23 protein-coding genes and 2 tRNA genes are annotated in these 24323 nt (G+C 66.4%); 15 read left to right on the top strand and 10 right to left on the bottom strand.

The annotated features are described in order from the left end of the window. The first annotated feature begins 215 nt into the window (after positions 1-215). A complete protein-coding gene (locus O9281_RS10180; RefSeq protein ID WP_298185246.1) occupies positions 216-1196 on the top strand; it encodes a cation diffusion facilitator family transporter in 981 nt (326 codons plus the stop codon). Positions 1197-1212: 16 nt separating this feature from the next. Next, the gene (locus tag O9281_RS10175) at positions 1213-1704 is read left to right on the top strand and encodes a nuclear transport factor 2 family protein (protein ID WP_298185243.1); all 492 of its coding nucleotides are present in this window, start codon (positions 1213-1215) and stop codon (positions 1702-1704) included. Between the two features lie 39 nt (positions 1705-1743). Here the strand turns inward: O9281_RS10175 and clpX are convergent, their stop codons facing one another. Together clpX and clpP are read right to left on the bottom strand one after the other, a co-directional pair. Further along, entirely contained in the window at positions 1744-3000 is a 1257-nt protein-coding gene (clpX, locus tag O9281_RS10170; RefSeq protein WP_298185241.1) for an ATP-dependent Clp protease ATP-binding subunit ClpX, read from the bottom strand. A 137-nt stretch (positions 3001-3137) separates the two neighbouring features. Beyond that, entirely contained in the window at positions 3138-3824 is a 687-nt protein-coding gene (gene clpP / locus O9281_RS10165) for an ATP-dependent Clp endopeptidase proteolytic subunit ClpP (protein WP_298185238.1), read from the bottom strand. Between the two features lie 126 nt (positions 3825-3950). Here clpP and O9281_RS10160 point away from each other — a divergent pair, with 126 nt between their 5' ends. Further along, complete coding sequence (locus O9281_RS10160) at positions 3951-5453, top strand: amidase (protein ID WP_298185235.1); 1503 nt, start codon at positions 3951-3953, stop codon at positions 5451-5453. Positions 5454-5525: 72 nt separating this feature from the next. Further along, entirely contained in the window at positions 5526-6113 is a 588-nt protein-coding gene (locus O9281_RS10155; RefSeq protein WP_298185232.1) for a TetR/AcrR family transcriptional regulator, read from the top strand. Between the two features lie 71 nt (positions 6114-6184). On the opposite strand, the gene tig is transcribed toward O9281_RS10155, so the two are convergent. The 3 genes from tig to sppA all read right to left on the bottom strand — a co-directional run bounded on the left by tig (position 6185) and on the right by sppA (position 9841). After that, entirely contained in the window at positions 6185-7711 is a 1527-nt protein-coding gene (tig, locus tag O9281_RS10150) for a trigger factor (protein WP_298185230.1), read from the bottom strand. Between the two features lie 69 nt (positions 7712-7780). Beyond that, a tRNA-Leu gene (locus O9281_RS10145) sits at positions 7781-7865 on the bottom strand. Between the two features lie 77 nt (positions 7866-7942). After that, on the bottom strand, positions 7943-9841 hold the full coding sequence (gene sppA / locus O9281_RS10140) for a signal peptide peptidase SppA (protein ID WP_298185227.1): 1899 nt from the start codon (positions 9839-9841) through the stop codon (positions 7943-7945). Positions 9842-9980: 139 nt separating this feature from the next. On the opposite strand from sppA, the gene O9281_RS10135 reads away from it, so the two are divergent. Next, positions 9981-10973, top strand: a complete 993-nt coding sequence (locus O9281_RS10135) for an aspartate carbamoyltransferase catalytic subunit (RefSeq protein WP_298185225.1) — start codon at positions 9981-9983, stop codon at positions 10971-10973. After that, positions 10970-12202 (top strand): dihydroorotase family protein, encoded by a 1233-nt coding sequence (locus tag O9281_RS10130; RefSeq protein WP_298185223.1) that lies wholly within the window; start codon positions 10970-10972, stop codon positions 12200-12202. Before O9281_RS10135 ends, O9281_RS10130 begins: the two co-directional genes overlap by 4 nt. A gap of 64 nt (positions 12203-12266) precedes the next feature. On the opposite strand, the gene O9281_RS10125 is transcribed toward O9281_RS10130, so the two are convergent. Genes O9281_RS10125 through O9281_RS10115 form a run of 3 tightly spaced genes read right to left on the bottom strand, consistent with a single transcriptional unit; the run spans position 12267 to position 15127 of the window. Further along, entirely contained in the window at positions 12267-13730 is a 1464-nt protein-coding gene (locus tag O9281_RS10125; protein WP_298185221.1) for a tetratricopeptide repeat protein, read from the bottom strand. A gap of 18 nt (positions 13731-13748) precedes the next feature. Continuing rightward, the gene (locus O9281_RS10120) at positions 13749-14387 is read right to left on the bottom strand and encodes a hypothetical protein (RefSeq protein WP_298185219.1); all 639 of its coding nucleotides are present in this window, start codon (positions 14385-14387) and stop codon (positions 13749-13751) included. 20 nt (positions 14388-14407) lie between these two features. Beyond that, positions 14408-15127: a ParA family protein gene (locus O9281_RS10115; RefSeq protein ID WP_298185217.1), complete on the bottom strand. Its 720-nt coding sequence runs from the start codon at positions 15125-15127 to the stop codon at positions 14408-14410. A gap of 246 nt (positions 15128-15373) precedes the next feature. Here O9281_RS10115 and O9281_RS10110 point away from each other — a divergent pair, with 246 nt between their 5' ends. The 4 genes from O9281_RS10110 (at position 15374) to bfr (ending at position 18618) form a co-directional block, all read left to right on the top strand. Beyond that, on the top strand, positions 15374-16495 hold the full coding sequence (locus O9281_RS10110; RefSeq protein ID WP_298185215.1) for an SPOR domain-containing protein: 1122 nt from the start codon (positions 15374-15376) through the stop codon (positions 16493-16495). Position 16496: 1 nt separating this feature from the next. After that, positions 16497-17729 carry a DUF418 domain-containing protein gene (locus tag O9281_RS10105; protein ID WP_298185213.1) on the top strand — a complete coding sequence of 411 codons (1233 nt, stop codon included), beginning with the start codon at positions 16497-16499 and terminating at the stop codon, positions 17727-17729. 55 nt (positions 17730-17784) lie between these two features. Further along, the gene (locus O9281_RS10100) at positions 17785-17979 is read left to right on the top strand and encodes a (2Fe-2S)-binding protein (RefSeq protein WP_298185211.1); all 195 of its coding nucleotides are present in this window, start codon (positions 17785-17787) and stop codon (positions 17977-17979) included. A 159-nt stretch (positions 17980-18138) separates the two neighbouring features. Next, the gene (gene bfr / locus O9281_RS10095) at positions 18139-18618 is read left to right on the top strand and encodes a bacterioferritin (protein ID WP_298185208.1); all 480 of its coding nucleotides are present in this window, start codon (positions 18139-18141) and stop codon (positions 18616-18618) included. Between the two features lie 21 nt (positions 18619-18639). On the opposite strand, the gene der is transcribed toward bfr, so the two are convergent. Further along, positions 18640-20037 carry a ribosome biogenesis GTPase Der gene (gene der / locus O9281_RS10090; protein WP_298185205.1) on the bottom strand — a complete coding sequence of 466 codons (1398 nt, stop codon included), beginning with the start codon at positions 20035-20037 and terminating at the stop codon, positions 18640-18642. Between the two features lie 160 nt (positions 20038-20197). Between der and O9281_RS10085 the strand changes: the two genes are divergently transcribed. Beyond that, positions 20198-20827 carry a CHAP domain-containing protein gene (locus tag O9281_RS10085; protein WP_298185202.1) on the top strand — a complete coding sequence of 210 codons (630 nt, stop codon included), beginning with the start codon at positions 20198-20200 and terminating at the stop codon, positions 20825-20827. Here O9281_RS10085 and O9281_RS10080 read toward each other — a convergent pair. Next, the gene (locus O9281_RS10080) at positions 20824-21111 is read right to left on the bottom strand and encodes a DUF3297 family protein (RefSeq protein ID WP_298185200.1); all 288 of its coding nucleotides are present in this window, start codon (positions 21109-21111) and stop codon (positions 20824-20826) included. The two genes, O9281_RS10085 and O9281_RS10080, sit on opposite strands and share 4 nt — an antisense overlap. Before the next feature lie 77 nt (positions 21112-21188). On the opposite strand from O9281_RS10080, the gene O9281_RS10075 reads away from it, so the two are divergent. The 4 genes from O9281_RS10075 (at position 21189) to O9281_RS10060 (ending at position 24251) form a co-directional block, all read left to right on the top strand. Further along, positions 21189-21263, top strand: a tRNA-Val gene (locus O9281_RS10075). A gap of 50 nt (positions 21264-21313) precedes the next feature. Next, positions 21314-22594, top strand: a complete 1281-nt coding sequence (serS, locus tag O9281_RS10070) for a serine--tRNA ligase (protein ID WP_298185198.1) — start codon at positions 21314-21316, stop codon at positions 22592-22594. Then, positions 22594-23355 (top strand): 5'/3'-nucleotidase SurE, encoded by a 762-nt coding sequence (gene surE, locus O9281_RS10065; protein ID WP_298185195.1) that lies wholly within the window; start codon positions 22594-22596, stop codon positions 23353-23355. Before serS ends, surE begins: the two co-directional genes overlap by 1 nt. Then, on the top strand, positions 23355-24251 hold the full coding sequence (locus O9281_RS10060; protein WP_298185191.1) for a M23 family metallopeptidase: 897 nt from the start codon (positions 23355-23357) through the stop codon (positions 24249-24251). The genes surE and O9281_RS10060 overlap by 1 nt, the downstream gene beginning before the upstream one ends. The last annotated feature ends 72 nt before the right edge of the window (positions 24252-24323 follow it).

Here is a 24323-nt window from a genome sequence, read left to right as displayed (position 1 = left end):
CAGCCCTGTGTGACAAGACTGTGACTAGTCCGGCCCTGTTTGGCAGCCGGTCGCCTGTCTACGAAACATTATTTCCTTTGAGGGGCGATTCGAGAACAATCATGCCTCAGGCGCATTGATTCCACTCTCGCCCCCGACCATTTGTATCGAGGTACCGGTTCGATTCTTGCTGCACTGCGGCAAATGTGCAACGCTTGGCGCTGGAAGGGGATCAAATGGGCGCGCAGCATCACGGACACCGCCATGGGCACCATGGCCACGCCCACCCGGGGGGCGGTGCAAGCCACCACCACCATGATCACTTGACGGGTGGCCAGCCGGTCGCCGGCTCGGGCCGGGCCTTTGCGCTGGCAGTGGGGCTGAATATCAGCTTCGTGATTGCCGAAGTAGCCGCCGGACTGTGGAGCGGCTCCATGGCCTTGCTGGCCGATGCGGGGCACAACCTTTCGGACGTGCTGGCGCTGTCCCTGGCCTGGGGCGCCAGCATCCTGGCCGCGCGGCCGGCCCGCGATGGCTATACCTACGGCTTCAAGAGCTCCTCGATCCTGGCGGCAATTGCCAATGCCGCGCTGCTGTGGGTCGCGCTCGGCGCGATCCTGGTCGAGACGATCCGCCGCTTCTTCCACCCCGAACCAGTCCAGGGCGGAGTGATGATGGCGGTGGCCGCGATGGGCATCGCGATCAATGGCATCTCTGCCGCGCTCTTTGCCAGGGGCAGCAAGCAGGACCTGAACCTGCGCGCGGCCTTCCTCCATCTGCTGGCCGATGCGGCGGTTTCGGCCGGGGTGGTCGTGGCCGGTGCAGCGATCTGGCTGACTGGCGAAAGCCTGATCGATCCTGCGACCAGCCTGCTCATCACGCTGGCGATCGGCTGGGGGAGCTGGGGACTGCTGCGCGATGCGATGCGTCTGGGGCTTCTGGCTGTGCCACGCGGGATCGACGCAGCGGCGGTGCGGACCTGGCTGACCGAACAGCCGGGGGTGAGTTCGGTTCACGATCTGCACATCTGGCCGATGAGCACCACCGAGACCGCGCTGACCGTCCATCTTGAAATGCCCGGCGGCCATCCCGGCGATCCCGCCTTGCATGGCCTAGCCGAAGAGCTTGCCAGCCGCTTCGGGATCGATCATGCCACGATCCAGATCGAACTGGGGTCGCAACGCTGCCGCTTTGCCGGCGGGGCGAAGCATCCCTGAAACAAAGGAACAAGCGATGCGCTTTACTCCCTGGCTTGGCGGAATCGTGGCTGTGGCACTGGCTTCAGCCGCCGCCGCGCAAGAAGATCCCAAGGCGCTGTTCCAGGCGCGCTACGATGCCTTCCGCGGCGCCATGGCCGCACAGGACCAGGCCGCGGTGAGTGCGATCCTCGCGCCGGGCTACACCATGACCGATATCCAGGGCGAAGTGCGCGATGCCTCTGCCGTTTCCACCCTGATGCAGCGCATGCCGGGTGGCATTGGCCGCAATGCGGTGACGACCGTGCTCGAAGCCACTGTCACCGGCGATACCGCTGCCGTGAAGCAGCAACTGGCCGCCAAGACCACCCGCCCCGGCCCGGACGGCAACGACATGGCGCTGGAGTTCGAGGTCGTTTCCAACGACACCTGGGTCAAGAGCGGCGAAGTCTGGCTGCTCAAGTCGAGCGTGCAGAAGGACCTTACCGTCAAGCGCGACGGCGAGGTCTTCTTCAAGCAGTCAAACTAGGGACGCTGACCGACAGAGGTCTCTGCCGGACAGGCGGCTTCAGGCCGCCTGTTCCTTGGCCTTGAGTACGCGGACCGGTTCCTTGCGGCCGTCGACCACGTCCTTGTCCACCACCACCTCGGCGATCTCGTTCTCGCTGGGAATGTCGAACATGGTGTCGAGCAGCAGGCCCTCGACAATCGAGCGCAGGCCGCGCGCACCGGTCTTGCGCTCAATCGCGCGCTTGGCGATCGCTTCCAGCGCCTCTTCGGTGAAGGTCAGGGTCACGTCTTCCAGCTCGAACAGCTTGGAATACTGCTTGATGAGCGCATTCTTGGGCTCGCGCAGGATCTTGACGAGCGCCTCGACATCGAGGTCTTCCAGCGTCGCAATCACCGGCAGTCGGCCGACGAATTCCGGGATCAACCCGAACTTGAGCAAATCCTCGGGCTCCGCCTTTTGCAGCAGTTCGCCCACCTTGCGCTTGTCGGGATCGGCCACATGGGCACCGAAACCGATCGAGCGCTTCTGCAGGCGATCAGCGATGATCTTTTCGAGGCCTGCGAAGGCCCCGCCGCAGATGAACAGGATGTTGGTGGTGTCGACCTGCAAGAACTCCTGCTGCGGATGCTTGCGCCCGCCCTGCGGCGGTACCGAAGCGGTGGTCCCTTCCATCAGCTTGAGCAGCGCCTGCTGCACACCTTCACCCGAGACGTCGCGCGTGATCGAGGGATTTTCGGCCTTGCGGCTGATCTTGTCGATTTCGTCGATATAGACGATCCCGTGCTGCGCCTTCTCGACGTTGTAGTCGCTGGCCTGGAGCAGCTTGAGGATGATGTTCTCGACATCCTCGCCCACATAACCGGCTTCGGTCAGCGTCGTGGCATCGGCCATGGTGAAGGGTACATCGAAGGTCTTGGCCAGGGTCTGGGCCAGCAGGGTCTTGCCTGAACCGGTCGGCCCGACCAGCAGGATGTTCGATTTCTGCAATTCGACATCGCCACCCTTGCCGCTGTGCTTCAGCCGCTTGTAGTGGTTGTGGACCGCCACCGAGAGCACGCGCTTGGCGCGGTCCTGGCCGATCACGTAATCGTTCAGCGTCTCGAAGATGTCCTTCGGGCTAGGAACGCCGCCATCCTTCTTGCCGGCAATCCCGGCCTTGGTTTCCTCGCGGATGATGTCGTTGCACAGCTCGACGCATTCATCGCAGATGAACACGGTGGGGCCGGCAATGAGCTTGCGCACCTCGTGCTGCGACTTCCCGCAGAAGCTGCAGTAGAGAGTGCTCTTGGCGTCCGATCCGCTCAGTTTGGTCATGCTTTCGTCCAATAACCCAGCAAATGCCGGGGATTCGCCGGGACTGTAACCCGGCTGCAACAATATTCAATCCTGCCACATCGCACGGGGCACCTTGCCCGAGACTGAAGCGGCAGGGTTAGCAAGGCCTTTGCAGCTTACTCCGGCGAGCCGCCGGAGCCGCTGGCATCGCTGTCGATGGCGGGACGGCTTTCGAAAACCTTGTCAACCAGGCCAAACGCCTGCGCTTCGCCGGCATCGAGCCAGGTGTCGCGATCCAGCGCGGTCTCGATCTCTTCCAGCGACTTGCCGGTGTACTTCACATAGCATTCGTTAAGCCGCTTGCGCAGGCGCAGGATTTCGCGGGCCTGGATCTCGATGTCGGTAGCCATGCCGCGCGCGCCGCCCGACGGCTGGTGGATCATCACCCGGGCGTTCGGCAGGGCAATGCGCATGCCCGGCTCGCCGGCGGCCAGCAGAAACGAACCCATCGAGCAGGCCTGGCCGATGCACACAGTGGACACCCTCGGGCGAATATATTGCATGGTGTCATGGATCGCGAGGCCGGCCGTGACCACACCGCCGGGCGAATTGATGTACATCGAGATATCCTTGCTGGGATTCTCGCTTTCCAGGAACAGCAACTGGGCCACGATCACCGAGGCCATGTGATCCTCGACCTCGCCGGTCAAGAAGATGATGCGTTCGCGCAGCAGGCGCGAGTAGATGTCGAAGCTGCGTTCACCGCGGCTGGATTGCTCGACCACGACGGGGATCAGCGCGCCGGTGACGGGATCGATGTTGAACTTGCCCTGGGCGCCGGGCTGATTGAACAGGTCGAGCATGGGATTCCTCTTGCGGTTGGTCCGCCTATGTCGGCTTAGCCGCCGCGATGTTCAAGGGCGTTAACCGTTGATGTTTGATCGGCACCGTTCATAAGAGCGGGCAATTGCCGTGCCGGAGACTTGCCCATGCCTCGCTTGCTGCCCACGCTGCTGTCGCTTTCGCTGGCTCTGGTCGCTTCGCCGACGCTGGCCCAGGCCAAGCCGGTGACCCCGGCCGACCGGGCAGGGGAAGCACGCGAGCACCTGAAGGCAATCGCCCGCCTCGACGATGCGCCTGGTGGCCCACAGATCAACGCCGTGATCGTGTTCAATCCAGCTGCCGCTAAGGAGGCCGAGGGCCTTGCCGGGACTGGCCCGCTCGATGGGCGCACCGTGCTGGTCAAGGACAACGTCGAAACCCGCGAATGGCCGACCACGGCCGGATCGCTGGCGCTGAAGGACAACCGGACCGGACGGGATGCTCCGCTGATCGCCCGGATGCGCGCGGCCGGCGGCGTGGTGCTGGGCAAGACCAACCTGTCCGAATGGGCCAACATCCGCCATTCCGACAGCACTTCGGGGTGGAGCGCCATCGGCGGACTGACCAGGAACCCCCACGCGCTCGATCGCAATGCTTGCGGCTCCTCATCAGGCAGCGGCGCGGCGATTGCGGCGGGCATGGCCTGGGCGGCAATCGGCACCGAAACCGATGGCTCGATCACCTGCCCGGCGGCGGTCAACGGGATTGTCGGCTTCAAGCCCACTGTCGGGCTGGTCAGCCGCACCCATGTGGTGCCGATCAGCGCCAGCCAGGACACGGCCGGACCGATGACCCGCACCGTGGCCGATGCCGCCTTGCTGCTCGGGGCGATCGCGGGCAGCGACCCGGCCGACGCCGCGACGGCCGAGGCCGATGCCCGCAAGGTCGATTACACGCGCAGCCTGGCCACGGCCTCGCTCAAGGGGGTCCGGATCGGTGTGCTGCGCAACGCCGTTGGCAATCACGACGGCGTCAAGCGCGTGTTCGAGGCCGCACTGACCGACCTCAAGGCCGCGGGGGCCGAGCTGGTGGAGATCGAGTTCCAGCCCGATGGGGCGATGTACCGCGATGAAGGCTATGTCCTGCGTTACGAGCTGCGCCGCGATCTCAACGCCTATCTCGCCACTCTGCCGGGCCAGGGCCTGCCCAAGTCACTGGGCGAGGTGATCGCCTTCAACCAGGCCAATGCCGACAAGGAGCTGCGCTGGTTCGGCCAGGACATCTTCATTGCCGCCAACCAGCTGACTGACCAGTCCGCCCACGCCAAGGCTCGGGCCAACTCGCTGCGCCTGGCCGGGAAAGAGGGGATAGACAAGCTGCTGGCCGACCATCGCGTCAGCCTGCTGGTGGCCCCGACCGCCGGACCAGCCTGGACCACCGACCTGGTCAGCGGCGACCGGTTCCTGAACATCGGCATGGGCAGCCTCGCGGCGATAGCCGGCTATCCGCATCTGACCGTGCCGATGGGGGCCGTCGAAGGCTTGCCGGTGGGTCTCTCGCTGATGGGGGCAAAGTGGCAGGATGAGGCCGTGCTGCAGGCGGGCGCCGCCTATGAACGCGCCCGCACCGCCCCCCTCCCCCAGCCGCGCTTCAGGCGTTGGGGCGAGTAACACCGTAACAGGCTGTCGTACCGGACCGGTCAAACCATTGCGCGGCCTTGCCAATTGGGGCAGATACGCGGCGTGAAACACAAACGGTCAGAGGCAACACGAGCGCGGATCATTGCCGCCTCGCGCCAGCTCTTTCTTGAGAACGGCTTCGACGCGACCTCGGTTGCGGAGATCTGCCGGGTTTCGGGCGTGTCGAACGGGGCGCTGTTCCACCAGTTCCCGGTCAAGGAAGACATTGCCTTTGCGGTCTATACCGAGGTCCGGGCCGAGTTCTGGGACCAGGTGATCAGCGCCATGACCGCGGCCGATGAACCATTGGACGGGATCGAAGCGGCCGTCCGGGCTGCACTGGAGTTTCAGCAGGCCGAACCAGGCGGTGCAGCCTTCATGTTCGACGTTTCCGGATCGAAATGGATCGAGCGCTACGCCAACAAAGCGCAGCCGCTGCACGATGCGGTGAGCGCTCGCGGGCTGGAATGGTCGCTCCCGCATGTTGCGGCCGGACGGCTGCCGCAGGTTCTGCCCGATGTGTTCATTGCCCTGGCTTCGGGCGCGCCGCAGTGGATCGCGCGGATGAGCCGGATCGGAATGACCGATGCAAGTCTGGACCTGATCGCCGCAGAACTACCCCGTTACGTTCGCCGCGCCTTTACGCCCTGACGGGTGAAAACGGAAACGGGGCGGTCGCCGGTGTGGCGCCGCCCCGCTGCGTCAGGACCTGAGGCCCCGGATTACTTCTTGGCCGCAGCCTTCTTGGCAGCCGGCTTTTTCTCGGCCTTTTCGGCCTTCGGCGCGGCTTCCGCCTTGGCCGGCTTCTCAGCCTTGGCCTTGGCAGCCTTGGCGGGCTTTTCCTCGGCGGCGGCCTCTTCCTTCTTGACCGCCTTCTTGGCCGGAGCCTTCTTGGCCGGCTTTTCGGCCGGAGCGGCAGTTTCCTCGGCTTCGATCGCCGCCTGCAGTTCCTCGCGGGTTACCGTCCGCTCGGTCACTTCAGCCTTGTCGAACAGGAAGTCGACCACCTTGTCCTCGAACAGCGGGGCGCGCAGCTGGGCGGCAGCCAGCGGATCCTGGCTGATGAACTCGGCAAAGCGCTGGCGGTCTTCCGGGCGATACTGCTGCGCGGCCTGGGCCACGAGCATCTGCATTTCCTGGCCCGACACCTCGACGCCGTTGGCCTGGCCGATTTCCGACAGCAACAGGCCCAGACGGACGCGGCGCACGGCGATCGTGCGATAGTCTTCCTTCTCGGCCTCAATCTCGGCCATGGCGGCAGCGGGATCGGGTTCATTCTGGGCTTCCTGCTGCAGCTGGGCCCAGATCTGGCTGAATTCGGCCTCGACCATGCTCGGCGGCACGTCAAAGTCATGGCCGGCGGCCAGCTGGTCGAGCAGCGCGCGCTTCATCTGGGTGCGGGTCAGCCCGGCCAGTTCCTGTTCGATCTGGCCGCGCAGCAGGCCCTTGAGCTGGTCCAGGCTTTCGAGGCCCAGGTTCTTGGCGAATTCGTCGTCGATCTTGGTTTCGCCCGGCACCTTCACGGCCTTGACGGTCACATCGAAGGTGGCGACCTTGCCCTTCAGGTTTTCGGCCGGATAGTCTTCCGGGAAGGTTACGGTGATGGTCTTTTCATCGCCAACCTTCACGCCGACAAGCTGCTCTTCGAAGCCCGGGATAAAGCGGCCCGAACCGATTTCCAACGCGGCGTCCTCGGCCTTGCCACCGTCGAACTCGACACCGTCAAGCTTGCCGACAAAGTCGATGATCAGCTGATCGCCGGTTTCGGCCTTCCTGCCCTTCTTGGCATCGGTGAAGCTCTTGGCCCCCGAAGCCAGGCGAGACACCTGCTCGTCAACTTCGGCTTCGGCCACTTCGACCACCAGCTTTTCGAGCGTAAGCCCGTCGAACGAGGGAACGGCGATGGTCGGCAGGACTTCGACCGAAACGGCCAGTTCGGCATCCTTGCCTTCGTCATAGCCTTCGCCCAGCGCGACCTGAGGCTGCATGGCGGGGCGCAGCTGGTGCTTGGCCAGCAGCGTGTCCATCGCTTCGCGCACGGCGGTGTTCAGGGCTTCCTGGTGCAGGGCCGGGCCGTGCATCTTCTTGACCAGGTTGGCCGGCACCTTGCCGGGGCGGAAGCCGGGCATGCGCACCTGGGGGGCAATCTTGGCCACTTCGCCTTCGATCCGCGCGGCAATGTCCTTCGCCGGGATCGTCACCGTGTAGGCGCGCTTCAAACCTTCGTTGCTGGTCTCGACAATCTGCATGACAATAGAAGCCTTCTCACTCAAACCGGCTATCGGCACATCGGCTAGCGGGGCTGGCGCCGGGCGGATTGGTGCGGGCGAAGGGACTCGAACCCCCACATCTTGCGATACTGGTACCTAAAACCAGCGCGTCTACCAATTCCGCCACGCCCGCTTGCCGACGAAGCCGATTCAGGATCGCCTAAATCAAGCGGTGGCCCTTAGTGGCCCCCGCGGCAAAGGGCAAGCGCGCTAGCCGCCGAAAAAGCCAAGCAGACGCGCCATCAGGCCTTGCTGTGCCGCAACGGGCTTCACCACGGCCACCGGCACCGGGCAATCGAGGCACAGCGCCTGGGCGCCGCGCGCCTCGAACAGGCGGGCCAGATCGTTCACCACCCGGTCGATTCCCGCCTGCTGGCGCGCTGCAACCAGGCCGGTCAGATCCATGCCGGTGGCCGGGGCATCGGCATCTTCAGTGCCGCGCAACTGCTCGATCAGCGAGGCATAGGGATCCTCGTCCTGACCATAGAACGATGGGTACCACTCATCGCCCAGCTTGGCGCGCTGCGCGGCATCGGCCAGCGCCTCGTTGAGACCGCCGAACGCGTCGACCAGCCCCTTCTGCCGGGCGGTGCCGCCATCCCAGGCGCGCCCTTCGGCATAGGTTTCCACTTCGGCCGGGCTGCGCTTGCGCGATTGGGCGACCAGACCGACGAAGCGGCCATAGTTCTGCTCGATATTGGCCTGGATCATCGCCTTCACTTCCGGCGTCAGCCCGGTGAGGAGGTCAGGCTGGCCTGACAGCGGGGTGGAGCGCACCCCATCGGCCTTCACGCCGTAATCGGCCAAGGCCCGCTCGAACGTGGGGATCATGGCAAAGATCCCGATCGAACCGGTGATCGTGCCGGGTTCGGCAAAGATCCGGTCCGCCGGGGTCGACACCCAATAGCCGCCGCTGGCCGCCAGGTTGGCCATCGAGACCACCACCGGACGCGGACCACTGTCCTTGGTGCCGGCCTTGAAGCGGTTCAGCGCGGTGCGGATCTCCTCCGACCCCATCACCGAACCGCCGGGCGAATCGACCCGCAGCACCAGAGCCTTCGCGCCATCGGCATTGGCCTGGTCGATCAGCTTGGCAATCCGGGTACCACCGGCCGTGCCGGGGCCCGCCTTGCCATCAACGATCTCGCCCGCGACGTTGACGACGGCAATCGCCGCCCCATCGGCATCTTCGGGATGCGCCGCCAGCAGGGCAGCCGGCTTGGTATGGGCAAAGCCCAACGGCGAATCGTCAAGCGGATCGGGGCCGACCAGCGCCCGCAGGCGGGCATGGAAATCGGCCTGGGTCCCCAGCTTGTCGACCAGCCCGGCGGCCAGCGCAGCCTTCGCCGCGTCGCCCTGGCTCGCCTGGAGCCAGCCCACCGGATCGGTCGTGACACGGGCCAGATCGGCCTTGGGCCGCGCGGCCTTCACGTGCGCCTGCCAGTCTTCCCAGACTGCCGAAACCAGCGCGCCCCGCGCCTCCTTCGAGGCGGGCGAGGCCTGGTTCTGGACATAGGGTTCAACGAAATCCTTGTAGGTGCCAACCTTGAAGACATGCGGGGTCACCTTGAACCGGGCCAGCGCATCGCCGTAGTAGAGCCGCATCCCGCCCGGCCCCATCACGAAGGCCCCGCCCAGCGGATCGACCCAGACCTCGCTGGCATGGGCCGCCAGCAGCAGGCCATCGTCGGCATAGGCATGGGCGAAGGCCACCACCGGCTTGTTCGCCTTGCGCACCTTGTCGATCGCCGCGCCGACATCCTGCAGCGTCACCTGCCCGCCGCCCATGAAGCGCGACAGATCGAGCGCGACCGCCTTGATCCGCTCATCCTCGGCTGCCGCCTCCAGCGTGCGGATCACGTCCCGCGCGCGGTGCTCCTTGACCGGGGCGTCACCCGCCACGAGCAGTTCGAACGGATCGACCTTGGCCGGTTCCTCGACCACAGTGCCGTCCAGCTTCAGCAGTAGCGCCCCGTCGCGGACCTGCCCCGGCGAAGGCCGTGCGGTCAGGGCGGCGTAAAGCGCCATGAAGAACAGCAGCATGAACAACAGCACCAGGCCATCCTTGATGCCGACCAGCAGGGCCCAGACTTTGCGCGCGAAGATCATCCAGCGGAATCCCGTGATTATACCCAGTCCGGCGATAGGAACATCACCCGGCAAAAGCGAGTCCGCCTTCGATCAAGGACCGATGGCAACCGTCCAGCGCTTGCCACCCGGCGCCAAGCCAGCTAGGGGACTGGCTTCAATGACATCGCCAGAACCAACCGCCGCGGGCCGCTATCCAGCCGGTTCCGCCGCCTTCCCGCACCGCGACCTGACGGGGCTGGCCGGCCTTGCCCCGTGGGAGATCCTGTTCCTGCTCGATGAGGCGGAACAATGGGTCGATCTGAACCGCCAGCCGCACAAGCGCGATGACCGGCTGGCCGGGCTGACGATCATCAACGCCTTCTTCGAGAACAGCACCCGCACGCTGTTGTCCTTCGAGATCGCGGGCAAGCGGCTAGGGGCCGATGTGGTCAACATGCACGCTGCCCAATCGAGCGTGAAGAAGGGCGAAACGCTGATCGACACAGCGATGACGCTGAACGCGATGCGCGCCGATGCCATCGTGATCCGCCATGCCAGTTCGGGCGCAGTGCGGCTGATCGCCGACAAGGTGGACTGCCCGGTCCTCAACGCCGGGGACGGCCAGCACGAACACCCCACACAAGGGTTACTCGACGCGCTGACTATCCGCCGGGCGAAGGGTGATTTCGGCAAGCTGACCGTGACCATCTGCGGCGACATCCTGCATAGCCGGGTGGCCCGGTCGAATATCCATTGCCTGACTACCCTCGGCGCCGATGTGCGGGTCTGTGCCCCACCCGCGCTTATGCCGAGCGGGATCGAAGCGATGAAGGTTACCCCGTTCCACGATTTCGACGCCGCACTGGACCGGGCCGACGTGGTCATGATGCTGCGGCTGCAGCAGGAACGGATGAGCGGTCAGTTCATCCCGTCCCCCCGCGAATACCGCCACCTCTACGGGCTGACGCTGGAACGGCTGGCCAGGGCCAAGCCGGACGCCCTGGTGATGCACCCCGGCCCGATGAACCGCGGGATCGAGATCGACAGCACCGTGGCGGACCTCGCCGGGCGTTCGGCCATCACCACCCAGGTCGAAATGGGCGTGGCCATCCGCATGGCCTGTCTCGACGTGCTGACCCGCCGGGCGCGCGGTGTGGAGGGCTGGGCATGAGCACCCCCTCTCCCACCACCATTACCAATGGCCGCCTTGTCCTGCCGCACGGGGAGCCAGCGAAGGGCGCGCTGCGCTGTGCTGATGGCAAGATCACCGCGATCGGCGATGTCGTGCCCCAGGATGGCGACCGGGTGATCGACGCCAAGGGCGCGCTGATCGCCCCTGGCCTAGTCGACCTGGGCGTTTTCGCGATCGACAAGCCGGCCTTCCATTTCGGCGGGATCACCCGCGCCGCGCTGATGCCGGATCAGGGCGTAGTGCTCGACAAGCCTTCGGCGGTCCGCTTTGCCGCGCAATCGGGCAAGCCCGACCTGTGGGTCCACCCGCTGGCCGCCGCCACGAAAGGGCTGGATGGCGCGGACCTGGCCGAACTGGCGCTGATGCGCGATGCTGGTGCCCGGGCCGTGGCCACCGGGCGGCGCTGGATTGCCGACAGCGGCACCATGCACCGCCTGTTGTCCTATTGCGCCATGCTGGGGCTGGTGGTTGTCAGCCATGCCGAGGACGCCGGTCTGACCGGCGCTGCCGTGGCGACCGCTGGCGAAATGGCGACGCGGCTGGGCCTGCCATCCGCCCCGGCCGAGGCCGAGGCGCTGGCCGTGGCGCGCGATATTGCCCTGGCCGAACTGACTGGCGCCCGGTTGCATTTCCGCCAGGTGACGACCGGCAAGGCGCTTGACCTGATCCGCGCCGCCAAGGCCCGCGGGGTGGCGGTAACAGCCGGGGTCACGCCCGCCCATGCCCTGCTGTCCGACGTGGCAATCGGCGATTTCCGGACCTTTACGCGGCTGTCCCCACCCTTGCGCGCCGAGGCGGACCGCCGGGCCGTGCTGGCAGCACTGGCCGACGGGACGATCGACGTGATCGCATCGGGCCATGATCCGCGTGGGCCAGAGGACAAGCGCCTGCCCTTTGCCGATGCCGAACCGGGGATGGCCGGGGCCGAGACGCTATTGCCGCTGACCCTGGGTCTGGTCCGCGATGGCCTGATCGATACCGCTCGCGCCTTTGCCCTGCTGGCCGCCCATCCCGCCACCCTGCTGGGCGTTAACGCCGGGGTGCTGGCGGTCGGCGCGGAAGCCGATATCGCCCTGATCGACCCGGACAAGCCGTGGGTGGTCGATTCGGACAAGATGGCGGCCACTGCCGGCAATACGCCCTTCGACAAGCAGGGCGTCCAAGGCCGCGCCCTGGCCCTGTTCAAAGGCGGCGCACAGGTCGCCTGACAGCAAAGGCCCTGCTCCGCCAATGGCGCAGCAGGGCCCCTGATTTCCGATTCGCGACTGGCGCTTAGCGCTTGCGGGCCATTGCCGGTCCGGCCACGCCCGCCTTGGGCGCAGCAGGCTTGGGAGCCGCCGCCTTGGCCTGGGCCAGCATCGGCGCATTGGGCGCGCGGGTGCCGGGCACGCCGGTGCTGGTGGCATAGGCAAAGCAGGCCATGCCGCGCGCCTTGACCGTGCCGCACAGGCTGCGTGCGCCCTGGCTGCCGTTGAGGCCAGCCGCGGCGACGCGGTAATAGGTCTTGCCGCGCACCTGGGCCTTGGTGATCGTCATCCGGTACTTGCGCAGTTCCGGATTCTTCGCGGTGTAGATACCCCAGGCGCGGCGGGCGCCCTGCTCCGTAAAGAAGCTCGCCAGCTGGACGCGGTGCGTATCGGCGGCGATCGGCTTGCCGGCATGGGTCGGGGCAGCGGCCGGAGCAGCAGCCACCCGCACCCGGGCCGGAGCTGCCGCGCGGGGCTGGCGCACCGGCAGCGGCTGCACCACCGGGATCGAAACGAAATTCTGGGCAAAGCTCGCAGCCGCAGCCGGCTGCGCCACGGGCGCGGCTTCGACCGGGGCAGTAGCGGCGACTGCGACCGACTCGACCGGCTTGGCCCCGACCGGAGCATAGCTGGCCAGCGCGGCGACCGGTTCGGCGGCCGGCAGTTCAGCAACCGGCTGGACCGGCGTAGCGGCAGCAACCTCTGGAACATCGCGAACCGAAGCGGATTCGACCGCTAGCTGTTCGGCGGCCGGGCTGGCGTTCAGAGCCAGCCGGGCCGGCTGACCCGGGTCGCTGCGCAACGGTGCCTTGATCAGCCCGGCGACGCGGACCTGGAAGTCTTCGGGGCGGGCCTGGGCGGCCCACTCGCTGATCCGGGCGTCCATCTGGTCGGCCGGAATGTCCTGGCTCATCATGATCCGCGCTTCGCGCCAGCGACCATCGAGCGCATAGGAATAGGCCAGGTTCTGGCGCAGCTTCGGCGTGTTTTCGCCGCCGCGCAGAGCATCGGCTAGAATCGCGCTGCCACGGGTCGGCTCGCCAGCCAGCGCCAGGGCCAGGCCCAGGTCAGCCACCGGGATCGCATCGCGCCAATCATCAAGGATCGCCACCGCATCGCGGTTACGGCCCGCGCCGATATAGGCCAGCGACAGGCCCAGCGCGGTCCGCGAACTGGTATCGCCCAGCTTCATGGCATCGTCGAAAGTGGTCGCGGCCGAAGCGAAACGCCCCGCCTTGAGATAGGCATGGGCCAGCAGCGCCCGATAGGCCGGTTCGCGCGGGCTGGCCGCCACGACCGATTCAGCAAGGCTGATCGCCTTGTCGACCTGGCCCTTGGCCAGTGCGGCCTGGGCGGCAGCGGCGGTCTTGTCCGGAGTCGGCCGGGCAACGACCTGGTCGGAGAAACCCGATCCAGCCACGATTGCCAGCGCAATTGCCCCGGTCAGGCCCAGCGATAGAAGCTTGGTGCGGTTGGTCTTGGCGGTCATCGGGAATCTCCCTTTTCGCTAAAGCTGGCTGTCGGCCCGCGCGAGCTGCGCGGCGAGATCGGTTACGTCAGGCAATTCATCGAGCAGGCGATCGAGTGCTTCGGTTACCAGCTGCTGCGCGCTGCGATTGCGGATGGCGCAAGCGAGGCGCAGCTTGAGGTGGCGATCGGCGTCGACCCGCAGGGTGAAGGCCGCGCGGCGTCCGCTGGCGAGTGCCGAGCGACGCTTGGTCCCGGTCCGCTCAGCGGCAACGGCCAGCGGCTTCGACTTGGACTGGATCTGGGTTTCGGTTTGGGCCTGGGGGCGAACCTTTTCGCGGACGATCGCCGCGACTTCGGCCTGCTGGCGAACCACCTCGGGAAGCTCGGCGGCGGCTGGGACCAGCGCCTCTGGCATGATCGGCACAACCTGACCCGCAGGCAGAGCAGCGGGTTCGGCACTGTGCTGCTGATGGTGAACCGCGCCAGGCACGACCGAATCGTGATCCTCGCCCATGTCGTTCCAGCCAAGGTCGTCCGACCAGCTCATGTCCTGGATCTGGCGGGCCAGCGCATCGGGCGCGACTGCGCCAAGCTGCGGGCGCATCGCCGGGCGGGCCGCACCCTTGCGGGCGAGCAGCGACGGCGAAAGCGAGGCCAGTGGTTTTGCTTCGGTCATATGCCCCCCGCTCCCAGTCCTCAGGAACCGGCCACGCGGCGGCCAAAGCCACCGGCGGGGCGTCCGGCGCCGGGCAGCATCGAAACGGTGCTGGGCGCGGCGAAGACAGTGCGGCGGAAGTTCTTTTCGAGCCGGTCGGAGATGTAGCTCCACAGCGCGACCACTTCCTGGGCCGAACGACCGTTGGGCTCGACTTCCATCACGGTGCGGCCGTCGATCATCGAGGCGGCAAAGTCGGTGCGGTGATGCAGGGTGACCGGGGCGACCGTGCCATGCTGCGACAGCGCGACAGCGGCTTCCGAAGTGATCTTGGCCTTGGGGGTGGCGGCATTGACCACGAAGATCAGGGGCTTGCCCGCGCGTTCGCACAGATCGACCGTGGCCCCGACGGCACGCAGGTCATGCGGGCTGGGGCGGGTCGGCACGACGATCAGCTCAGCGACCGAGATCACCGACTGGATCGCCATGGTAATCGCCGGCGGCGTGTCGATCACGGCCAGCTTGAAACCCTGCTGGCGCAGCACGGCAAGATCGCTCGCCAGGCGAGCGACCGTGGTCTGGGCGAAAGCGGGGTAATCGTCCTCGCGCTCGTTCCACCAGTCCGCCAGCGAACCTTGCGGATCGATGTCGATAAGCACGACCGGGCCAGCGCCGGCGCGCTGGGCCTGAACGGCGAGGTGCCCCGACAAGGTCGTCTTGCCCGAGCCGCCCTTCTGCGATGCCAATGCCAATACGCGCAAAGCCAATACCCCCTGCATTCGTTAAAAGCCGATGAGACTTGGCCCGGGGGATCGCAGAACGTTCCTAATTATTGGTTAACGGCTGGACCGCGACAACGGCGCGATCAGCGGGTTTGGCAGCATAAACCCTTTGCTAATGACTGCTTTACTATGTCACTTAAGCAATCAGGCCCGCAGCCTTTGACGAAACGGAGCAGGGAAAGCCGGATCGTCGTTTAAAGTGCTGTGACCGGAGGGACATAAGTGATGGACCGCAAGCTTTTTTTGCTGATCGCGGCCGGCGTGGTCGGTTTCACGCTGACCAGCCCGCTCCGGGCCGATACCAAGGCCGGGATCGATGCCTGGAGCCGGGGTGATTTCGCCGCCGCCACGCGCATCTGGCAGGGCGAGGCCGCCCGCGGCGATGCCGATGCCATGTTCAACCTTGGCCAGGCTTACAAGCTGGGCAAGGGCATCAAGCAGGACCCGGCCAAGGCGGAAGAACTCTTCGGGCGTGCCGCGGCGCAAGGGCATCTGCAGGCGGGTGACAATTATGGCCTGATGCTGTTCCAGCGGGGTCAGCGGACCCAGGCCCTGCCCTTCATCCGCGCCGCTGCCGATCGCGGCGAACCGCGCGCCCAGTACCTGCTGGGGATCGGGCACTTCAACGGCGATATCGTGGCCAAGGACTGGGTGCGGGCCTATGCGCTCGTCAGCCTGGCCCAGCAGGCCGGGCTGGAACCGGCAGTCGCCGCGCTTGGCCAGATGGACATGCATGTGCCGATGGCCCAGCGTCAGCAGGCGATCGCGCTCGCCGCCGAATTGCGCAGCCAGGCCGACGCAACCCGCGCGCGACAACTGGCCGCCGCTGACCTCGGCGCAACGGTGCCCAGCGGACCGCCCCCGGTAACGACGATGGCCATGCGCGGGCCAACCCCGACCGAAGCAAGTGCGGCGGCTGGCGCGGCGGAAAGTCCGGCCAGCGCCGGGGCCGACTACGCCCGCCCCGCCGCAACGCCTCGCCCGGTTACGGTGCGCAAGGGTCTGCCACCTGGCGTCACCGAACTGCCGCCGGCCCCGGCGCCGGTGGCGGCTGCCGCACCGATCGCCAAGCCCCGCCCTGCGCCTGCGGCTGTCCCGGCGGCCGCGACCGCCACTGCGGGTCAATGGCGGGTCCAGCTGGGCGCTTTCGGCGTAGCGGCCAATGCCGATGCGCTGTGGAACCGCCTGAAGGCGCGGCCCGAACTGGCCGGGAAGCCGCGCATCAATGTCAAGGCCGGTGCGGTGACCAAGCTGCAGGCCGGCGGCTTTGCCAGCGAGGCGGCGGCCCGGGCGGCCTGTGCCAGGCTGACGGCATCCGGGCAGACCTGCATCGCGGTCCGCAACTGAGATGACGATCCCGGCGGCGACCGACCGGATCGCCGCGCTGGACCTTGTCCGGGGTGCCGCCGTACTCGGCATTCTCGCGATTAACATTGCCTCGTTCGCCGGGAGCCCGACCGCCCCGCTGTCGCCGCGACTGTCGGGACCGGCCAGTCCAGCCGACGAACTGGCCTTCGTGATCGGGCTGGTGCTGTTCGAAGGCAAGATGCGGGGTCTGTTCACCCTGCTGTTCGGGGCCTCGCTGCTGCTGCTGGTCGACCGGCGTAACGCCACGGGCGAGGATGGCGCGCGCTGGCAGGCGCGGCGGCTCGGCTGGCTGCTGGTGATCGGCTATTGCCACCAGCTGTTCCTGTGGAGCGGCGATATCCTGATGGTCTATGCGCTGATTGCCCCGCTGGCCCTGGCCATGCGGCACCTGTCGGGCAAGGCGATGCTGACAGCGGCGCTGGTCCTGTTCACGCTGTGGCATGGCAGCCTGACCCTGATCGGGTGGAGCAGCTTCGCCGCTGCCGAGGCCGCCCACGCCGGTACCGCTACGCCCCAGCAACTGGCCGACCTGGCGCGCAGCGCAGCGGCTTCCTCCGGCCAGTTGACCCGCGATATCGCGGTGCTCCAGCTACCCTATGGCGAGATGCTGGCGGAACGGCTGGTGCAGACGCTCTACCAACCACTGCTCGTCACGCTCATCACCTTTGGCGAGACCTTGCCACTGATGCTGGTGGGCATGGCGCTCTATCGCAGCGGGTTGTTTTCGGGAACCTGGCTGCCGGCTAGGATCGGGCGAATGGGGCTGGCCGCACTGGCGATTGGGCTCCCGCTCGCGATGGCCCAGGCCTGGTGGGCCTGGAGCCGTGGCTTCCCGCCCGAAGCCATGTTCTTCCTGCTGGTCGGCGCGGCCGGACCACAGCACTTCGCGCTGACCCTGGCCTGGCTGGCACTGCTGGTCTGGGCTGCACCGCTGCTGGCCGGAACCTGGGCGGGCCAGCGGCTGACAGCGGCCGGACGGATGGCGCTCAGCAACTATCTGCTGACCTCGCTGGTGATGACCGGGATCTTCCACGGCTGGGGACTGGGCCTGATCGGCACGGTCGGCCCGGCCGAGCAATGGCTGTTCGTGATCCTGGGCTGGACGATCATGCTGGGCTGGAGCGCACCCTGGCTCGCCCGGTTCCGGCAGGGCCCGGGCGAATGGCTCTGGCGCAGCCTGACTGAACGGTGGCTCCTCCCGCTAAAGCAGTAGTTGCGATTGAGAACGATTCGCATTATACGCGAGTCGAACCCGTGAGGAGCCGCCGATGTATATCTGCGTCTGCAATGCCATCCGCGAATGCGAACTGCGCGATGCCGCGCGGCGTTGTCCGGGCGATCCCGACGCGGTTTACGAGGCGCTGGGCTGCCGCCCGCAATGCGGCCAATGCCTTGACGATGCAGCCGAATTGCTGATCGCCGAACGCACCCGCGCCAGCGCCGAAGGGCTTGCGCCCGCCTGAAGCGGGACCTGATGCGACTGCCTTGCAAGAGCATTCCCGGCTCTTGCGAATGAGTGGCAAAAACGGCTGAAATTCAACGAAAATTTGACTTGCCCCGGCGTGCTGCATCGCGGCATAAAGCGCGCAACAAGTGCATTCCAACCCCGGGGAGATCACGCCGTGAAGGGCGACAAGAAAGTCATCGAATACCTCAACAAGGTCCTGTTCAACGAGCTGACCGCCGTGAACCAGTACTGGCTGCATTACCGCATGCTCGACAACTGGGGGATCAAGAAGCTGGCCGCACACGAGCGCCACGAATCGATCGACGAGATGAAGCACGCTGACCAGGTGGCCGAACGCATCCTGTTCCTCGAAGGGCTGCCCAATTTCCAGAACATGGGCAAGCTGCGCATTGGTGAAAACGTCGAGGAAATCCTCAAGGCCGACCTCGCGCTCGAACACGATGCGATCCCCGATCTGCGCGAAGCCATCGTCCATTGCGAGGTCGTGCGCGATTTCGGCAGCCGCGACCTTTTCATGTCGATCCTGGCGAGCGAGGAAGAACACGTCGATTTCCTCGAAACCCAGTTCGAGATGATCGAGCGTATGGGGCTGCAGAACTACATCCAGCTCAACAGCGAGGCAGTGGGGAGCTAAGGCTCCCCCGCCCTGCCAGCCCTACTTCTTGGCGAAGGGGTTCTTGGGGCTGCGCAACATCAGCCGCACCGGCACGGCATCGAAGCCCAGTTCGCGGCGCAGGCCGTTGACCAGGTAACGCTGATAGCTGGTCGGCAACTCGTCCAGCCGGGTGCCGAACAGCACGAAACCGGGCGGGCGGGTCTTGGCCTGGGTGATGTAGCGCAGCTTGATCCGCTTGCCGCCAGGCGCGGGCGGCGGGTTCTTGGCCAGGGCATCGTCGAACCAGCGGTTCAGCGCCGAGGTTGGCACGCGCTTTGACCAGGCATCGCGCAGTTCGAAGGCGGCGCGCAGCAGATCGTCCAGCCCCTTGCCGGTGCGGGCCGAAACCGCCAGCAGCGGCAGGCCCTTTACCTGGGCCAGTCCTTCATCCAGCGCGGCGCGGATCCCGTTGAAAAGGGCGGAGGCATCCTCGGCCACGTCCCACTTGTTGATCGCGATCATCAGCGCCCGGCCTTCTTCCAGCACCATGCTGGCGATCTTCAGGTCCTGGTGCTCCAGCCCGCGCGTGGCATCGAGCAGCAGCACGACCACTTCGGCAAAGTCGATCGCGTGGCGGGCATCGGCCACGGCCAGCTTTTCGAGCTTGTCGGTAACCTGCGCCTTCTTGCGCATCCCGGCCGTGTCGATCAGCCGCACCGGCCGATCCTCCCCGGTCTTGGGATCGTGCCAGGTCCAGTCAATCGCGATCGAATCGCGGGTGATCCCGGCTTCCGGACCGGTCAGCAGGCGGTCCTCGTTGAGGAAGCGGTTGATCAGGGTGGACTTGCCCGCGTTCGGACGCCCGACGATGGCCAGCTTCAGCACAGCCTTGGGATCGTATTCCTCTTCGTCCTCAGCCGCCGCAGCAAGCTCGGCCTCGGCATCCATTTCCAGCTGCCGTTCGTTGAGGTGCGGCAGCAGTGCCTCGAACAGGTCGGCCATGCCCTGGCCGTGTTCGGCCGAGAGCGGCACCGGATCGCCGAAGCCCAGCGAGAACGCCTCGAACAGGCCATGATCGCCGGCCTTGCCTTCGGCCTTGTTGGCCACCAGCACCACCGGCACATCGCACTGGCGCAGGTGGCGGGCGATTTCCTCGTCCAGCGGGGTCAGCCCGGCGCGGGAGTCGATCACGAACAGGGCAACGTCGCCCCCGGCCAGCGCGGCCTCGGTCTGCTGGCGCATCCGTCCCGGCAGGCTGGCGGCATCCTCGTCCTCCCACCCGGCGGTATCGACGATGGTGAAATCGAGGCCGAGCAGATGGGCTTCGCCAAAGCGGCGGTCGCGCGTGACCCCCGGCTGATCGTCAACCAGGGCCAGCTTCTTGCCGACCAGCCGGTTCCACAGCGTGGACTTGCCCACATTGGGGCGCCCGATAATGATGACCTGGGGGAGTTTCACGCCGCACCCCTGACGCTTCCGGCAGGAATTTGCAAGGCGGGCAGCAGATCAGGGCAATTCCTTGCTGCGTTGTTAACCATATCTGACAGGCAGCTGCTAACCCTGATCACCCTACTCCGGCCGCATGATCGCAAACCGTCTGCTGCTGCCTCTTGCCCTGATGCTTGGCCTTACCGCCATGCCCGCCGGCGCGCGGGCGATCGATATCGACGATCGCGACGCAGGCGGGGCCGCCAGTGCCGACCTGCCGCCCTATCTGCAATGCGTACCCTATGCCCGGCAAGTGACGGGCATCCAGATCTATGGCGATGCCCATACCTGGTGGGGCCAGGCGGAAGGCCGCTATGCCCGTGGCTACAAGCCCAGGGTTGGCGCGGTGATGGCCTTCAAGCCCAACGGCAATTCGCAGCTTGGCCATGTCGCCGCGGTCAGCAAGGTCATCGATTCGCGCACGGTGCTGATTCGCCATGCCAACTGGTCGCCGATCAACGGCCGGCGCGGCCAGATCGAGGACAATGTCCGCGCGGTCGATGTCTCTCCGGACAATGACTGGAGCGCGGTGCGGGTCTGGTATGGCCCCAGCCAGGGCCTGGGCGCCACGCACTGGCCGCTGGCCGGGTTCATCTATCCGAAGAAGGCGCGCAAGAACGAGAGCCTTGCCCCGCGGGCCTCGCTGGCGCTTGCCGATGCCCCGGCCAGGGAAGCGCGCAGCAAGGGCCGCGCAACCAGCAGCAGCGCCGACGGCGACGATCCCATCGCCGCCATCATCAAGCGCGAACTCGCGATTTAGGCCTTCGCGACGGGCGGATTCTCGCCCAGATCCTCGAACCAGGCTTCGACCGGGCCGTTGAGCTTGATCGTCAGCGGCTGGCCGTTACGATCCATCGTCTTGCCGGCCTGGACCCGCACCCAGCCTTCGGAAATCGAGTATTCCTCGATATTGGTGCGGACCACGCCCTTGAAGCGGATGCCCACGCCGCGCATCAGCACGTCCTGATTGAAATAGGGGCTGCGCGGGCTGATCGCCAGGCGGTCGGGCGGCACGTCGGGGCCGGATTTGGTTTCCTCGGTCATGCCCAGAGCCTCTATCCCGCTTTCCCCGCTTGTCAATTCGCTGCGGCGCCTTTAAGGGCGCGCTTCCTGATGGAAGTGGGCGCGTAGCTCAGCGGTAGAGCACACCCTTCACACGGGTGGGGTCACAGGTTCAATCCCTGTCGCGCCCACCACTTCCCCCTCCCTTGATACCACGGCGTTTGCCGGGCATAGGCCTCGCACCATGCACGATATTCGCCTGATCCGGGACAATCCCGCCGCTTTCGATGCCGCCCTTGCCCGCCGGGGGCTGGAACCGGTTTCGGCCGAAGTGCTGAAGCTCGACGAGGGTCGGCGCAAGCTCGCCACTGCGGCGCAGGAGCTGCAGAGCCGCCGCAATGAAGCGTCGAAGGCCATCGGCGCGGCCATGGGCCGGGGGGACAAGGACGAGGCCGAGCGGCTCAAGGTCGAAGTGGCCGAAATCAAGCAGAGCCTGCCCGAAGCCGAAGAGGGCGAGCGGGAACTGGCGCGCCAGTTGACCGATTTGCTGGCGCGCATCCCCAACCTGCCGCTGGATAGTGTGCCCGAAGGTGAGGACGAGGCCGGCAATGTAGAGATCAGCCGCTGGGGTACGCCGCGTCAGTTCGGCTTTACCCCGCGCGAACATGCCGACCTTGGCCCGGTGCTGGGGCTGGACTTTGAAACCGGCGCACTGATTTCGGGTGCGCGCTTTACCTTTCTGCGCGGGCAGATGGCGCGGCTTCAGCGGGCGATCGGCCAGTTCATGCTTGATCACCAGACCAGCCAGCACGGTTATATCGAATGCAGCCCGCCGGTGCTGGTGCGCGACGAGGCCATGTACGGCACCGACAAGTTGCCGAAGTTCGCCGAGGATTCGTTCCGCACCACCGATGGTCGTTGGCTGATCCCGACGGCCGAGGTGAGCCTGACCAGCTCCGTGATGGACCAGATCATCGACGGCAACGCCCTGCCACTGCGTATGACTGCGCTGACGCTGTGCTTCCGCAGCGAAGCCGGCGCGGCGGGCAAGGATACCCGCGGCTTCATTCGCCAGCACCAGTTCGAGAAGTGCGAACTGGTGAGCGTGGTCCGCCCCGAAGACAGCGAGCTGGAGCACGAACGGATGACCGCCGCCGCGGAATCGATCCTGCAGGCGCTCGAACTGCCCTATCGCAAGATGCTGCTCTGCACCGGCGACATGGGCTTTGGTGCGCGCAAGACCTATGACCTTGAAGTATGGCTTCCCGGGCAGGATAGCTATCGCGAGATCAGCTCCTGCTCCAACTGCGGCGATTTCCAGGCGCGGCGGATGAACGCGCGCTATCGCCCCGCTGGCGATAAGACCAAGCCGGAATTCGTCCACACGCTGAACGGCTCCGGCCTCGCCGTCGGCCGCACGCTGGTGGCGGTGCTGGAGAATTACCAGCAGCAGGATGGCTCGGTCGAGATCCCGGCGGTGCTGCGTCCCTACATGGGCGGGATCGACCAGCTGGTGCCCCTCTGATGCGTATCCTGTTGACCAACGACGATGGCATCTTCGCCCCCGGCCTCACCGCGCTGGAGGCGATTGCCCGGCAGTTTTCCGACGATATCTGGATCTGCGCTCCGGCCGAGGAACAGTCGGGCGCGGGCCATTCGCTGACGCTGAGCCGCCCGGTGCGGCTGCGCCGGCATGACGAGCGGCGCTTTTCGGTATCCGGCACGCCGACCGACGCGGTGATGATGGCGCTGCGCAAGGTCATGCCTGCGCCGCCCGACCTGATCCTGTCCGGCGTCAATCGCGGCGCCAACCTGGGCGATGACGTGACCTATTCGGGCACGGTTTCCGCCGCCATCGAGGGCGCGCTGGCCGGGATCCGCTCGATCGCGCTGAGCCAGGTCTATGCCAGCGAAGGCATGGGTGATGCCGTGCCGTTCGGCGCGGCCGAAGCCTGGGGCGCCAAGGTCCTGGCCCCGCTGCTCGATGCGCCATTCGCACCGCGCACGCTGGTCAACGTCAACTTCCCCGCCCTGCCTGCGGAAGAGGTGCAGGGCATCCGCGTGGTCCGCCAGGGTTTCCACGACTATTCGCGCGGGACGATCGTGGAAGGCACCGATCCCCGGGGATACCGCTATTTCTGGTTTGGTCTCGATGGGATAGAACATACCCCCGGTCATGCGACCGATCTTGAGGCAATCCAGGATGGTTTTGTGTCGGTAACCCCTTTGCAGCTGGACCTGACCCACGAGGCGTCGCTCGCCGAGCTGGCGGGGCGGTTCGGCTGATGCGACGCGCCGGGCTTGCCCTGGCGCTGGCGGCGCTGGCCGCGGGGCCGCTGCTGGCCCAGCAGGACGATCCAAAGACTGCGACCGAATACACCGTCAAGTCCGGCGAGACGCTGGGCGGCATCGCCAACCGCACTGGCGTGCCGCGCCTGCTGATTATCGAGGCCAACGGGCTGAAGCCGCCCTATGCGATCCGAGCCGGGCAGAAGCTGGTGATCCCGCGCCGCCGCAGCCACACCGTGCAGGATGGCGAAACCGGACTGGGCCTGGCCTTCGACTATGACGTCCCCTGGTCCGCGATTGCCGCGGCCAACGGGCTTGATCCCAAGGCACCGCTGAAAACCGGGCAGAAGCTGGTGATCCCGACCATTGTCAAGGCGCCGCCCATCCCGGCACCAGCGGCAACCACGCCCGCGCCGGTCCCCAGCCCGGCCAGCACCGCCACCCCCGCGCCCGATCCCGGCCCCGCCCCCGGCGCGCCCAGGACCAGCGCCCAGCCGCCGGCAAGGTTCGCCTGGCCGGTGCGGGGCGAGATCCGCCGCGCTTTCGTGGCGCGGGGCGGAACCAAGGCCTTTCACGATGGAATCGATATTGCCGCCCCGCGCGGTACCGCCGCCCGCGCCGCAGCCGCCGGCACAGTGATCTATGCCGCGCAGGGGCCGAAGGAATATGGCCTGACCGTCATCATCCATCACGGCGGCCGCTGGACCACGACCTATTCCTTCCTCGACCGGATCACCGTGAAGGACGGGGACAAGGTCAAGGCCGGGGAACGCGTCGGGCTGGTCGGGCAGACGGGCCTCGCCACCTCGCCCCAGCTCCATTTCGAAGTGCGCCGCAACCGGGTGGCGCTCGATCCGGTCAAGTACCTGCCGAAGGTTCCGGCCGCCGACTGAAATCGCGGGGTGCAAATGCCCGCTTGACCCTGACATGATGTAAAGGTCCAAAAGGCCAGGCGTCATCGCAGG

The organism is Novosphingobium sp. (assembly GCF_027531025.1).
In the GTDB taxonomy this organism is placed as follows: domain Bacteria; phylum Pseudomonadota; class Alphaproteobacteria; order Sphingomonadales; family Sphingomonadaceae; genus Novosphingobium.
The sequence above is the reverse complement of the archived record's forward strand: the minus strand, read 5'-3'. Positions and strand labels throughout refer to the sequence as shown.